This is a genomic window from Massilia sp. CFBP9012, assembly GCF_034045115.1.
Classification (GTDB): domain Bacteria; phylum Pseudomonadota; class Gammaproteobacteria; order Burkholderiales; family Burkholderiaceae_D; genus Telluria.
Window position 1 is genome coordinate 521453 of sequence record NZ_JAXCWM010000001.1, and the last position, 13207, is coordinate 534659.

Consider the following 13207-nt stretch of genomic DNA (forward strand, 5'->3'; position numbering starts at 1 on the left):
AACGGGAGAGATATCGATGGATGAGGTAGGAATCGTACTGGCAATGCTGCTGGCGGTGGTGGCGAGCGGCTATCTGGTGCGGATACTGCCGTTCGCCGTCCCCCTGCCGCTGGTCCAGATCGCGCTCGGCGCCGCCATCTCCGGCACCACCAGCCATGGTGTGCGGCTCGAGCCGCACATCTTCTTCCTCGTGTTCCTGCCGCCGTTGCTGTTCCTGGACGGCTGGCGCATCCCCAAGGTCGGCCTGTTCCGCGACCGCTCGACCATCCTCGAGCTGGCGCTCGGCCTGGTGCTGTTCACCGTGATCGGGGCCGGCTTCCTGATCCACTGGCTGATCCCGTCGCTGCCGCTGGCCGTGTCGTTCGCGCTGGCCGCGATCCTGGCGCCCACCGATCCGGTCGCGGTATCGTCGATCGCGGCGCGCGTGCCGATTCCGCCGCGCCTGATGCACATCCTCGAGGGCGAATCGCTGCTCAACGACGCCAGTGGCCTGGTGTGCTTCCGCTTCGCGGTGGCGGCCGCGCTCACCGGCACCTTTTCGCTGGGCGACGCCACCCTCACCTTCCTGTGGGTGGCCCTGGCCGGCATCGCGATCGGCGTCGGCCTGACGGTGGCCGTCAGCGCCGCCCAGCGCATTCTGGCGGCGCGCATCGGCGAAGAGAGCGGATCGCCGATCCTGATCAACCTGCTGCTGCCTTTCGGCGCCTACCTGGCGGCCGAGCACCTGCAGGCCTCGGGCATCCTGGCGGCGGTGGCGGCCGGCGTCACGATGAGTTACGTCGAGCTGAGCGGCCGCGCGCTGGCCACCACCCGGGTGCGCCGCGCCGTGGTCTGGGACACCGTGCAGTTCGCACTGAACGGCGTGATGTTCGTGCTGCTGGGCGAACAGTTGCCGAATATCGTGAAAGCGGCGCTGGTCGCGCCCGAGCTGCCGGCGGCCCACGACGTCTGGTGGCTGCTGGGCAATGCGCTGGCCATCAGCGTCGGCCTGATCCTGCTGCGCTTCATCTGGGTCTGGATCTCGCTGCGCCTGACCCTGCTGGCCGCACGGCGCCAGCAGCAAGCCGTGTACCGCCCCAATCCGCGCCTGATCCTGGCCACCTCGCTGGCCGGCGTGCGCGGCGCGATCACCCTGGCCGGCGTGCTGACCCTGCCGCTGGCGATGCCGAACGGGACGCCGTTCCCGGGACGCGACCTGGTGATCTTCCTGGCCAGCGCGGTGATCGTGGTGTCGCTGGTGCTGGCCAGCGTCGGCCTGCCGCGCGTGCTGCGCGGCCTGGAGCTGCCGGCCGAGGCGGCTCACGAAAGCGAGGAAGACCAGGCGCGCCACGCCGCCGCGCTGGCCGCGCTGGAAGCGATTGCGACGGCCCCGCCGCCGTCGCCCACCGCGGGCTGCGATGCCGAAGGCGCGGCCGAGATGCATGCCAGCGCGGCCGACCAGGTGCGCAGCCTGTACCAGTACCGCCTCGATGGTGGCACCGGCGCCGGCATCGAACCGGTCCGCGCGCGCGCCGCCGAGAATGCCGAGCGCCACTATCGCCTGGCCGCGCTCGAGCAGGAACGCGCGGTGCTGCTGCGCATGGCGCGCCACAACCAGCTGTCGGACGAGATCGCGCGCAAGCTGCTGCGCGAGATCGACCTGGTCGAGGCGCGCTACCGCTGAGCACGCGCAGTCTGATTCAGATTGCGCCTACATGCTTCAGACTGCGCCTACGTTACTTCGCGTACAGTGATCAGGGGAAGCTATCGGTAGGATCGGCTGGAAGATCCACCTTCCAGCGAACCTGCCATGCCCAGCGAAAAACCCGCCACCGATGCCGTCCCCAGCGATCCACCCGCCGCCGCGCGCGCGGCCGGCCTGCGTTACGTCCACGACGACCGGCCCGGCATCCGGCGCGAAGCCGTCAAGGATGGCTTTCGCTATCTCGACGCCCGCGGCGAACCGGTAACGGATGAAACGGCGCTGGCACGCATAAAGAGCCTGGTCGTGCCGCCGGCCTGGACCGAGGTGTGGATCTGCCCCCAGGCCAACGGCCACCTGCAAGCCACCGGACGCGACGCGCGCGGCCGCAAGCAATACCGCTACCACCCCAAGTGGCGCACGGCGCGCGACGAGGTCAAGTACGAGCGCATGCTCAAGTTCGGCCAGGCCTTGCCGGCCATCCGCGCCGAAGTCGACCGCGCCTTGAAACTGTCCGGCCTGCCGCGCGAAAAAGTGCTGGCGACCATCGTCTACCTGCTCGAAGCGACCATGATGCGGGTCGGTAACGAGGAATATGCGCGCACCAATAAATCCTTCGGGCTGACGACGCTGCGCAACCGCCACGCCAGGGTCGATGGCAGCGACGTCGAATTCAGCTTCCGCGGCAAGAGCGGGGTCTATCACAAGGTCAAGGTGCACGACCGGCGTCTGGCGCGCATCGTCGCGCGCTCGCGCGACCTGCCGGGCCAGGAACTGTTCCAGTACGTGGATGAGGATGGCGAGACCCACGCCATCGATTCGAGCGACGTCAACGACTACCTGCGCGCCATCACCGGCGAAGACTATACGGCCAAGGATTTCCGCACCTGGTCGGGCACCGTGCTGGCCGCGCTGGCCCTGCAGGAGTTCGAGAAGTTCGATTCCGAGGCCCAGGCCAAGAAGAACATCGTGCGTGCGATCGAGTCGGTGGCCGAAAAGCTCGGCAATACGCCGTCGATCTGCCGCAAGTGCTATGTGCACCCCGCAGTGCTGGACGCCTATCTCGACGGCGCCGCCCTCGAGGTGCTGCGCGAGCGCACCGAAGAGACGCTGCAGGAAGACCTGCACGCCCTGCAACCCGAGGAAGCGGCGGTGCTGGCCATGCTGCAGCAGCGCCTGCGGCACGAGCAGGAGAATCCGAGGCCGCCTGCCGCGCGCAAGAAGGCGGTGGCGAGAAAGGCGCCGGCCCGCAAGTCGGCACGTCCCGCTGCCCGCGCGGCCGCATGATCGCAAGCCGGACGCGCCGGCTTACTGGATCAGATACGTAATGACCTTCCAGCCGCCCTCGGCTTCGCTCGACGTGACCACGGTTTCGGTCACGCCCGGACGGTTGGCGTACACGGCGCCGTACTGGATCAACACATAGTCGGCTTCCGGTGCGCCGGGCAAGGTGCGGGTATAGCGCGCGTTGGCCAGGGTGCGCGATTTCAGTTCGCCCAGCGGCGCGCGGGCGCCCGCCAGCATGCCATTCCACTGCTCGGCGGTGACGACGCTGCGAAAGACGGTGCCGGCGCTGCGCCAGCTTTCGACACCATTGCCCGCGTCGGCGAACTTGAGCCACTGCTCAGCGGCCGCCACCCCGGCCTTGGTGTGCTCGGTCTCCTGTGCATGCACGGCGACGACGGGCATCGCGAACATCATGGCAAGGGCAATAGGTGCGAGCTGCTTCATGGCGGCCTCCAAGGGGTTGGAAAATCGGGGAAACCCACAGCATAGCGCGTCGGGCGACGCACAGTCTCACACATTCTCGCAGCCCGGCCGGGCTCAGCCCCCGCTCAGTCGCCCGCGTCGTACTTGTTGAACACCTGGCGCAGGTAGGCGATGAAGGTCTCGTCCGTGCTCTGCGACTTGCCCTTGGTGTCGGACAGCTTGGCCACCGGCTGGCCGTTGCAGCGCACCAGCTTCATGACGATGTTCAGCGGTTTATGGGGCGTGTCGTTGGTGAGCTTGGTGCCGATGCCGAAGCCGGTCATCACGCGGTCGGCGAAATGGCGGTACAGCTCGAGCGCCCTGGGCACCGTGAGCGAATCGGAGAACACAAGGCGCTTGGTGCGCGCGTCGATGCGCAGCTTGGCGTAGTGCGCCAGCGCCTTCTCGCCCCACACGACCGGGTCGCCCGAATCCTGGCGCAGGCCGTCGAACAGCTTGGCGAAATACAGGTCGAAGTCCGCCAAAAAGGCGTCCATGCCCACCACGTCGGTCAGGGCCGTGCCCAGGTCGCCGCGGTATTCCTGCACCCAGTTCTCGAGCGCGGCTTTCTGGAAGTCGCGCAGGCGGGTGCCGAAGGACTGGTGGGCCTGCAGGTATTCATGGGCCATGGTGCCGATCGGCGTCAGCTTGAGCTTATAGGCGAGATACACGTTCGAGGTGCCCTTGAAATACTGGGGCAGCTCGCGCGCCATGGTTGCCACCACTTCATCGTGCCATTCGCCGGAATAGCGGCGGCGCACGCCGAAGTCGAAGAACTCGAAGGGATTGGCGCGCGGCGCTTCTTCGCCGAAGGCGCGCAGCTCGTCGATCTTCTGCCGCAGGCGCCGCCGCGCTTCCAGCAGTGCTTCCTGCTGGTCGAAGCGGCGGAAGTACAGTTCGTTGACGATATAGAGCACGAAGATCTCGAAGCCCATCACGTGCACCAGCGGACCGCTGGCGCGGATCGTCAGGTGCGGGCCGTCGGTGTCGACCCGGATGAACTTGCGCTGGAAGCGGAACAGGGTGAGGAAGTCGGCGAAGTCGCTCTTGATGAAGCGCAGGCCGCGCAGGTAGGCCACCTCGCCCTCGGTGAACATCATGCCGCACAGGTAATCGAGCTCGCGCTCGACGTCGTCCTTGAGTTCGGCCAGCGGATAGGCCGGTTCGTTACGACAGCGGAATTCATAGTCGCCGATGGCGCCGGGATGGCTGTGCAGGAGGGCCTGCCACATCGTGAACTTGTAAAGATCGGATTCCAGCAGGCTGCGGACTACGGGTTTCATCAAGGCTCCAGGCATCTGCGCAACGGGCGCGGCAGGCTGTATTGTCGCCTACTTCTTTGCGCGGCGCTTTGGAGCCAGCATGGTGCCGGTGCAACCGGGGGTGCCGCAGCGGCAGGCGAACAGCTTCTTGAGCGCGGGTGTGTGGCGCTCGTCGTAGATCAGCGCGTAATTGTAGTTCAGCTCTTCGCCGGCTTCGATCTCTTGCATCGCGTGGATATAGACCTTGCCTTCGTCCTCGAACGCTTCGCAGTTTGGCGTACAGGCGTGGTTGATCCAGCGCGCGTCGTTGCCGTCGCGGCCGCCGTCGATCACGCGGCCGTCGGCCAGGCTGAAATAGAAGGTATGGTTGATCGGCCCGCCCGCTTTCTCGGCGCGCCGGGTCGCCTTGTCCCAGCTGATGCGCTGCCCCTTGTACTGGATGATGCGTTCACCGGCAGCGATCGGGCGGCGCGCGAAGACGCCGTTGCCGTGAACGGGCGACTGGCGTACTTCATACATGCGTTCTTTATCGGCGGGCTTGCTGCCACCCTTGCTGGCGCTGTTCTTGTTGGTCATCTGATGCCGAATGGACGATTGAAGGAATGCATCCATTATGGCGGCAATCGGCACGCCTTGTCCGCACTCTTCGTCAAGAAAGTCCGGCCGCGGCGCGCAACGCGGCGACGTCGATCTTCTTCATCGAGAGCAGCGCCGTCATGACGGCGTCGGCTTGGGAGCCAGCCATCAGCGACATGATCTCGGTCGGCGTCACCTGCCACGACAGCCCGAACCTGTCCTTCAGCCAGCCGCACTGGTGCGCCGCCTCGTCCCCGCCTTCGCCCAGGCGTTCCCAGTAATAGTCGATCTGCTCCTGGCTGTCGCACATCACCATGAACGAGATGGCTTCGGTGAAGTGGAACAGCGGCCCGCCATTCATGGCGATGCAGGGCTGGCCGTCGACCTCGAACTGCACCGCCATCACGCTGCCCGGCGTCATGCGGTGCACGTCCTGGCCGGCCGCGCTGTAGTGCGACACGTGCGTGATGCGCGAGTCGGGGAAAATCGAAATATAGTGTTTGACCGCTTCCTCGGCCTGGGTGTCGAACCACAGGCAGGGCTGGATCGGCGCGTGCAGTTGCATGGTGGTTCTCCTGTCAGGTCTGGCTGCTAGCCCGGAAAATCCTCTGCCCGGTATTCGACGGTATCCGCGGCCCCGGCGTCGCGCCCCGCTTCTTCGCGGCGCAGCTCGACGCGCCGGATCTTGCCCGAGATCGTCTTGGGCAGCTCGCGGAAGGCGATGCGCCGGATCCGCTTGTAGGGCGCCAGGCGTTCGCGACTAAAGGCGAACAGCGCGGCGGCCATCTCGCGGCTCGGCTCCACCCCGGCGCGCAGGGTCACGAAGGCCTTCGGCACGGCCAGGCGCAGCGGGTCGGGACTGGGCACGATGGCCGCCTCCAGCACGCTCTCGTGTTCGATCAGCACGCTCTCGAGTTCGAACGGGCTGATACGGTAATCGGACGACTTGAACACGTCGTCGTTGCGGCCGACATAGAAGTAATAACCGTCGCTGTCCACGCTAGCCGTGTCGCCCGTGTGGTAGTGGCCGGCCCGCATCGCTTCGACCGTCTTGTCCTCGTTGCCTTCATAACCGACCATGAGACCGATCGGATTCGACGCAAGTTCCACCGAGATTTCGCCCTCCGCCGCCGGCCGGTCGTCGAGGTCGAGCAGCGCGATGCGGTAGCCCGGCAGCGGACGGCCCATCGAGCCGGGCTTGAGCGGCTGTCCCGGCGGGTTCCCGATCTGGCAGCTCGACTCGGTCTGGCCGAAGCCGTCGCGGATGCGGATGCCCCAGGCGCGCTCGACCTGTTCGATCACTTCAGGGTTGAGCGGCTCGCCGGCGCCGACCAGTTCGCGCAAGGCGGGCGTCCAGGCGGCCAGGTCTTCCTTGATCAGCATGCGCCAGGCGGTTGGCGGCGCGCACAGCGAGGTCACGCCGCAGCGCACGAGCGTGTCGAGCACGGCGCGGCTGCTGAAGCGTTCAAAGTTGAACACGAATACGGTGGCGCCCGCGTTCCACGGCGCGAAGAAGCAGCTCCAGGCATGCTTGGCCCAGCCAGGCGCGCTGATGTTCCAGTGGATGTCGCCCGGCTGCAGGCCGATCCAGTACATGGTCGACAGGTGGCCGACCGGATAGCTCTGGTGGGTGTGCAGCACCAGCTTCGGTTTCGCGGTCGTGCCTGAGGTGAAGTACAGCAGCAGCGGATCGGTGGCGCGGGTTTCGCCTTCGGGGACGAACACGCTGGCCACGTTTTCGCTGTCCGCGTAGTCGTGCCAGCCTGCCGGGGCGCCGCCGACGGCGATCCGGGTATAGCTGCCGGCCAGCGCCGCGAATTTATCGGCCTCGCTGGCCTGGGCAATCACGTGTTTGACCTGTCCGCGCTCCAGGCGGTCGGCCAGGTCGTCGCCCGCCAGCGCCATCGTGGTCGGCACCAGCACCGCGCCCAGCTTGATCCCGGCGAGCATGATTTCCCACAGCTCGACCCGGTTCGGCAGCATCAAGAGCACCCGCTCGCCGCGCCGCACGCCGAGATTGCGCAGGTATTCGGCCACCTGGCTCGAGCGCGCCGCCATGTCGGCGAAGGAAATCTTGCGTTCGCTGCCGTCTTCCTCGACCACCCACAGGGCGGGCGCGTGATTGTCCCGGGCCTGATGGTCGAAGAAGTCGAGCGCCCAGTTGAAGCGATCGAGCTCGGGCTGCTCGAAATCGCGGTAGGCGGTGTCGTAGTCGAGCCGGTGCCGCTGGAGGAAGTCGCGCGCCTGCACGAAGCGCTGGGTTGGCGTCATGGAGTCTCCTGGTCGCTATGCCATGTGGATGGCGGGATACCTGACGCTCCCGCCTTGCGACCATTCTGCCACCGATTCTGCAGGTGGTGACGCGCTAGTTACGACGCAGCGCCGTTACCTGCATCTCGTCGGCAGGCGCCATCATATCGATCACGCGGCAGTCGCCGCACATGCGCAGGCGGTCGAGGTTGGCCGCGAATGCCGGGTGCGAGCCCAGGCGTCCGAGCATGTTCTCGACCATCTGCAGCGTACCGAACGGCTTGCTGCAGCGGATACAGTGGAAGGGCTGCGATTCGTTCAGCACCACCGCCGCCATGCGCTCGGGCGCGAACGAGATGCGCGGCAGCAGCGCGATCGCGTCCTCGGGGCAGGTATTGGCACACAGGCCGCACTGGACGCAGTTCTTCTCGATGAAGCGCAGCTGCGGCGCGCCCTGCCCGTCCTGCAGCGCATTGGCCGGGCAGACGCCGACGCAGGACATGCACAGGCTGCAGGCCTGGCGGTCGACCGCCAGCGCACCGAACGGCGCCTTGACGGGCAGGCCGATGTGCAGTGGCTGTTGCGGAGCGTGGCGATGCAGGTGGTCGAGCGCGTAGTCGAGGGTATTGCGCTTCTCGACCGACAGGTGGAACACGGCCGGCGTGGCTGGCGCATCGCCGCGCGGCGCATGGCGCAGGGCCAGCGCCAGTTCCTGGGCCGCCTCCAGTGGAGAATTCCCTAACTGAAGCAGCTGGAAGTGCGGCCCGGCATAACCCAGGCCATCGAGCACCGCCTGGGCTATTTGCATCTGCTCGCCCAGCGCCTGCACATATTGCGGCGCCTCGTCACCCGTCGTCAGCACGGCGACGCCGGCCGCACCATAGGCCAGCGCCGCCAGCCAGACGTCGATGCCGCTCGAGGCGACGTGGTGCAGCGCGAACGGCAGGATGCGCCCGGGGACGCTGTCGCCAAGGCGCTCGAGCACGTCCTGGCCCTGCGCATCGTGCAGCAGCAGCACCGGCTGCGCGCCGCCCGCCTCGCGGAAGGCCCGCAAGGCGGCCTGGATGCGCTTGCCGGTCAATGGCACCGGCGGGTAGGCGTAGCTCATGGCCCCGGTCGGGCACACCGTGCCGCAGGCGCCGCAGCCGGCGCACAGGTAGGGGTTGACCTTCACCCGGTCACCGTCGCTGGCGATCGCCTGCGCCGAGCAGATGTCGACGCAGGCGGTGCAGGCCTGGATGCCGTTGCGGCCGTGGGCGCAGATGCGCTCCTTGTAGCTGAAGTATTTCGGTTTCTCGAAATCGCCGACCATGTCCTGCAGGGCCTCGACCGCAGCCAGGCGCGCCGCCGCGTCCTGGCCGGGCGCGTAATAACCGTGCGGGCGCTGGTGGCTGGCGATCAGGCGCGCCGGGCACAGGTCGAGCACCAGGTCGAACCTGCCCTCGCCCACTGGCTCGCCCGCCGCGCGCCAGCGCGCTTCGAAGGCGCCCAGCCAGCCGGCCACCGCCACCGTTAGCGCCCTGTGCACCGGATACAGGCGCGGCTGCCCGTCCGGCTCGTCCAGCAGGAGGACGGTGACCGGCAGCGTGCCGGCCAGCCGATCGGCCAGCGGCAGCGCATCGACCGCGCTGCCCACCACCAGCGTGCGGCCGTGCGAGCGGTAGTCGACGGTGACGGCCGCCTCGAAGTCGGGAAAGTCCCGGGCCGCCTGCAGCGCGGCCAGGCGGGCGGCCGCGTCGCGACCGTCCTGGGCGGGGTCGGAAGCCGCCCCGTCGTTGAGTCGGATATTCATGTGGTCCCTTGTGTCGGCGTGCACGGCTCGCCTTCGGCTGCAGGATCGCCTTCGTCTTCGTCCTCGTCCTTTGCCAGCAGGCGGTCCAGCACGCCCGGTGCATGCTTGAGCGCCGCCAGCATGGCGTCGGTGAGCGGTGCGGCCTTGTTGTAGTCGCTGATATAGATGTCCAGACCATCCATCACCGCGAAGTTCGGATCGGCGAACAGCTTTTTGAGCGCCATGCGCTGCACGGCCTTGTCGACGCCCTTGGCGACGAAGGCCGAGTAATCGGATTCCGGCGTCAGGCGCGCCACGTCGTCCAGGGTCGGCAGCGGCCGCGCTTCTTCCACCGGCGGCGGCTGGACGGCAGTCACCGGCGCCTCGGCGGCCAGGGCCTCTTCCACCGGCTCCGGCGACGACTTCATTCGCGCCCAGCGGCGCAGGAAACCTTCTTCGGCAATGACGTCAGCGCTCATCCGTGCTGCCTTCCCTTGCGCGGGCGCGGCGTGAAATGCTCGCGCAGATAGCCTGCGACCCAGCTGTAGATCTCGGCCGGCATGGTCACGCCGTCGGCCGCCTCACCCGAATCGAACATGCGCGTGCCCTCGACGTAGCTCACCGAGGCGCGCGCCGGCATCGCGCGATCGTCTTCCATCCGCCATAGCACGAACACCTTTGATTCCGGCGCCATGATGTTCTCGTAATAGCCCTCGTTCTCGTCGGTGTACAGTTCGAGCTCGAGGCCGGAGACCATGTAGTAGTCGCGTTCCGCGCTTTCGCTCAGCACCGACAGGCGCGGCAGCTCGCCGCGGTCCGGCACGATGCCCACCGCGGCCCAGCTGTCCATGTCGCCCCAGCGGTGCTGCACCGCGCGCCGCTGCATGATGATGGCGACCGGCATGCTTCCCATTTTCATCGTCGTGCCTTCACTGTTTGGGGGCGTTCCTGGGCACGCCTTGCTTGTTAACCGTCGGCGAAGCCCCGGCCGGCTCGGCGCGGGTCGGCCCCTGCTTGACGTCCTCGCTCGGCCGCGCCGTACCGAGCTTCTCGCTCTTGACTGGCACAGTGGCCGCATGCAACGCACGCGCCCCGAGCGGAGCGGCCGCCGTGGCCGGCGCGGCGCCCGAGGTGCCCGGCGCGCCGCCGGCAGGGGCAGGCGCCGGCACGCCGGCGCTCGCCGGGGTCGGGTCGGATGCGGCGACACCCATCGGCCCGGTCACGGGCGGCGGCGGCTTGATGGTCCAGCCCTCCTGCGCGGCGCGCTGGCGCCATTGACCGCTGATCCGGTCCATCGACGCGTTCAGTGCTTCCTTTTCCTTGGCCGCCTTGGCGTCGGCCTCGGCCTTCTTCGCCGCCGCGGCCTGGGCCTGGGCCGCCGACGGCGGCGGCAGGGCCGCCCAGGATGCGCCGGCCAGGCTCAGGCCCAGCGCCAGCGCCGACAAGGCGCGCAATCGTTTGACCGTCATCGTGTTCCTCCTGACTGCCCCTGCGGCGCGGCATTACTGGCCGCCGGGGCTTCGGTAGTTCCCCGCGCCGGCGCGGCGGGACGATTCTCGCCCGACGGCAGATTGCCGCCCTCACGCCCGGCGCTCGACGGCTGGGTGACGCCGCTCGACGGTCCCTGGCCGGTTTCCAGGGTGGCGCCGGCGGTCTCGGCGCCGCTGGTATTGCCGCCCGAACCGCCGGCGATGCCCGGCGTGCCGCCGGCATAGGTGGCGTCGGTTTCCGGCCGCGCCGTGCGCGCCATGATCTGCCCGCTCGTCAGTCCACCGGACGAGACCTGTCCGGGGTACTTCGTCTGGATCACGCCGTTGGCGGCGGGAGACTGGCCGCGGTCGCAGGCGGCCAGCAGGATGGCCGCCAGAGCCATGCCGCCGATCGTCGGTGCAGTGTGTCGTTTCATCGCCATTCCTCAGTGCGCCGGACCTGGGCGCGGCTGGCCGCCCTGGCCAGGCACCATCTTGCCGTCCTTGTCCATCCCGGGCGGAACGCCCGTCTTCATCTGTTCGTACCACAGCTGGTGATGGGCCTTGGCCCAGTTCTCGTCCACCGTGCCGTAGCGCATCGCCTCGTAGGCGCCGGGTGTGCCCATGGTGCCGATGTAGGCGTGGCCCATCGCGGCGGCCATGTACAGTGCCGCCGCCCCCACGTGCAGCACGTTCGCCACCTGCATCACGTAGCGGGTCTGGCCGACGGCGAAGTCGAGCACCAGGCCGGTGACCGACATGATCAGGCCCAGCAGCGCCACGCCGCCCCAGAACCAGGTCTTTTCGCCGGCATTGAAGAAGCCGGCCGGGACGTGCTTGTGGCTGACGATGCCCCCGCCCTGCTTGACCCACTGCCAGTCGGCGCGGTTGTAGAAGTTACGCTTCAAAAAGGTGAAGAACATCAGGATCGAGCACAGGATGAACAGCGGCCCGACGAAGTTGTGCAGGTATTTCGAGATGATCGCCACCCAGGAAAACAGGTCGTGCCCCATCCACGGCAGCATGATCTTCTTGCCGTACATGATGATGATGCCGGTGATGCCCAGCGCGATGAAGCTGAAGGCCGTGGCCCAGTGCACCTGGCGTTCCCAGCGATTGAAGCGCTGCATCTTGCGGCCGGCCTCTGCCACCTGGTTGGCCGGGCCGATGGTCCGGTAGAAAACAAAGATCGCCAGCGGCACCGCCAGCAGGATGAAGCCGGCGATCGTCGCCAGCGGTCCGTTGCGCAGGTGGCGCCAGGTGTTGCCACCGCGCTGGACGATGACGTTGCCTTCCTTGCTGCCGTACTGGCCCAGGTAATGCCGGTCCATGTGCACCCGGCCCGAGGCGGCGCTGGTCATGCCGGGGTCGGGCACGACCGAGTCGGCCTCGATCTGCAGCATGGTCTGTTCTTCGGCAGAGGCCGGCGCGGCGCGCTCGTTCTTGACGCCGGCCCAGCTAGCGGAGAACACCAGGGCCGCCACCAGGAACAGCATGGCGCGCAGCACATTCAGATTTGCTCGCATGTCGCCTCCTCAGGGGTTGGCACGGTTGTATTCGTTCTGCTTGCCGTTGCGGTTCTCGACCGTGGCCCACCAGGCCAGGCGGTCGTTGTGGAAGCGGCGCTGGTAGTGGCGATCGTCCTTCTTGCCGGCGTACTCGCCTTTGATCCATGGCGGATGCTGGTCCACTTCGAGGCAGCCGGCCAGCAGCACCGCTGGCAGAATGAGCGCGCAGATCTTGATGAGCTTCATGTCGGGAACCTCCCGGAATGGTTCTGCGAGTCGCGCAAGTCCTGGTTGACGCGCGGCGAGTCGCCCTCGGCCTTGTACTCGCCGCCGCGCTTGGGTTTGCCGTAGGCGATCTTCCAGCCCCACAGCTGCGGGCCGTAGCCGCGCGTCTCGACCCGTTGGCGATAGATGTCGGCAATGATGTTGGCGTCGCCGCCCAGCAGCGCCTTGGTGCCGCACTGCTCGGCGCAGGCCGGCAGCTTGCCTTCGGCGATGCGGTTGCGGCCATATTTCTTGAACTCGGCTTCCGAGGTATCCGGTTCCGGGCCGCCGGCGCAGAAGGTGCACTTGTCCATCTTGCCGCGGTGGTTGAAGAGGCCCGTCTCGGGGAACTGCGGCGCGCCGAACGGACAGGCGTAGTAACAGTAGCCGCAGCCGATGCACTGGTCCTTGCTGTGCAGGACGATGCCGTCCTCGGTGTGGTAGATGCAGTTGGTCGGGCACACGGCCAGACATGGCGCGTCGGTGCAGTGCATGCATGCCACCGACACCGAGCGCTCGCCCGGGATGCCGTCGTTGATCGTCACCACGCGGCGCCGGTTGATGCCCCAGGCCAGTTCGTGTTCGTTCTTGCAGGCGGTCACGCAGCCGTTGCAGTCGATGCAGCGCTCCGTGTCGCAGATAAATTTCATTCTTGCTGGCATGTCGGTCTCCTCCGT

General features: G+C 67.5%; 15 protein-coding genes. 2 read left to right on the forward strand and 13 right to left on the reverse strand.

The features are described 5' to 3' along the window. Positions 1 to 16 precede the first annotated feature (16 nt). Together SOM61_RS02090 and SOM61_RS02095 are read left to right on the forward strand one after the other, a co-directional pair. A complete protein-coding gene (locus SOM61_RS02090; protein WP_320472547.1) occupies positions 17 to 1663 on the forward strand; it encodes a Na+/H+ antiporter in 1647 nt (548 codons plus the stop codon). Between the two features lie 126 nt (positions 1664 to 1789). Further along, complete coding sequence (locus SOM61_RS02095) at positions 1790 to 2968, forward strand: DNA topoisomerase IB (RefSeq protein WP_320472548.1); 1179 nt, start codon at positions 1790 to 1792, stop codon at positions 2966 to 2968. 21 nt (positions 2969 to 2989) lie between these two features. Here SOM61_RS02095 and SOM61_RS02100 read toward each other — a convergent pair whose 3' ends face one another. The 13 genes from SOM61_RS02100 to fdh3B form a co-directional block, all read right to left on the reverse strand. After that, on the reverse strand, positions 2990 to 3412 hold the full coding sequence (locus SOM61_RS02100) for a DUF4019 domain-containing protein (RefSeq protein WP_320472549.1): 423 nt from the start codon (positions 3410 to 3412) through the stop codon (positions 2990 to 2992). 104 nt (positions 3413 to 3516) lie between these two features. Continuing rightward, positions 3517 to 4713, reverse strand: coding sequence for a nicotinate phosphoribosyltransferase (gene pncB, locus SOM61_RS02105; RefSeq protein WP_320472550.1), 1197 nt, complete (start codon positions 4711 to 4713; stop codon positions 3517 to 3519). 48 nt (positions 4714 to 4761) lie between these two features. Beyond that, the gene (locus SOM61_RS02110; protein WP_320472551.1) at positions 4762 to 5268 is read right to left on the reverse strand and encodes an SET domain-containing protein; all 507 of its coding nucleotides are present in this window, start codon (positions 5266 to 5268) and stop codon (positions 4762 to 4764) included. 73 nt (positions 5269 to 5341) lie between these two features. Then, positions 5342 to 5833 carry a VOC family protein gene (locus SOM61_RS02115; RefSeq protein WP_320472552.1) on the reverse strand — a complete coding sequence of 164 codons (492 nt, stop codon included), beginning with the start codon at positions 5831 to 5833 and terminating at the stop codon, positions 5342 to 5344. Between the two features lie 26 nt (positions 5834 to 5859). Then, the gene (locus SOM61_RS02120) at positions 5860 to 7539 is read right to left on the reverse strand and encodes an AMP-binding protein (protein WP_320472553.1); all 1680 of its coding nucleotides are present in this window, start codon (positions 7537 to 7539) and stop codon (positions 5860 to 5862) included. Positions 7540 to 7633: 94 nt separating this feature from the next. After that, positions 7634 to 9310: a 4Fe-4S binding protein gene (locus SOM61_RS02125; RefSeq protein WP_320472554.1), complete on the reverse strand. Its 1677-nt coding sequence runs from the start codon at positions 9308 to 9310 to the stop codon at positions 7634 to 7636. Next, positions 9307 to 9768 carry a DUF3306 domain-containing protein gene (locus SOM61_RS02130; RefSeq protein ID WP_320472555.1) on the reverse strand — a complete coding sequence of 154 codons (462 nt, stop codon included), beginning with the start codon at positions 9766 to 9768 and terminating at the stop codon, positions 9307 to 9309. The genes SOM61_RS02125 and SOM61_RS02130 overlap by 4 nt, the downstream gene beginning before the upstream one ends. After that, positions 9765 to 10208, reverse strand: a complete 444-nt coding sequence (locus tag SOM61_RS02135; protein ID WP_320472556.1) for a DUF3305 domain-containing protein — start codon at positions 10206 to 10208, stop codon at positions 9765 to 9767. The genes SOM61_RS02130 and SOM61_RS02135 overlap by 4 nt, the downstream gene beginning before the upstream one ends. A gap of 10 nt (positions 10209 to 10218) precedes the next feature. After that, positions 10219 to 10758, reverse strand: coding sequence for a hypothetical protein (locus SOM61_RS02140; RefSeq protein ID WP_320472557.1), 540 nt, complete (start codon positions 10756 to 10758; stop codon positions 10219 to 10221). Next, complete coding sequence (locus tag SOM61_RS02145) at positions 10755 to 11195, reverse strand: hypothetical protein (protein WP_320472558.1); 441 nt, start codon at positions 11193 to 11195, stop codon at positions 10755 to 10757. Before SOM61_RS02145 ends, SOM61_RS02140 begins: the two co-directional genes overlap by 4 nt. 9 nt (positions 11196 to 11204) lie before the next feature. Then, positions 11205 to 12284 carry a formate dehydrogenase subunit gamma gene (locus tag SOM61_RS02150; protein ID WP_320472559.1) on the reverse strand — a complete coding sequence of 360 codons (1080 nt, stop codon included), beginning with the start codon at positions 12282 to 12284 and terminating at the stop codon, positions 11205 to 11207. A 9-nt stretch (positions 12285 to 12293) separates the two neighbouring features. Next, positions 12294 to 12512: a hypothetical protein gene (locus SOM61_RS02155; protein WP_123071126.1), complete on the reverse strand. Its 219-nt coding sequence runs from the start codon at positions 12510 to 12512 to the stop codon at positions 12294 to 12296. Beyond that, on the reverse strand, positions 12509 to 13192 hold the full coding sequence (gene fdh3B, locus SOM61_RS02160) for a formate dehydrogenase FDH3 subunit beta (protein ID WP_320472560.1): 684 nt from the start codon (positions 13190 to 13192) through the stop codon (positions 12509 to 12511). The genes SOM61_RS02155 and fdh3B overlap by 4 nt, the downstream gene beginning before the upstream one ends. Positions 13193 to 13207 lie beyond the last annotated feature (15 nt).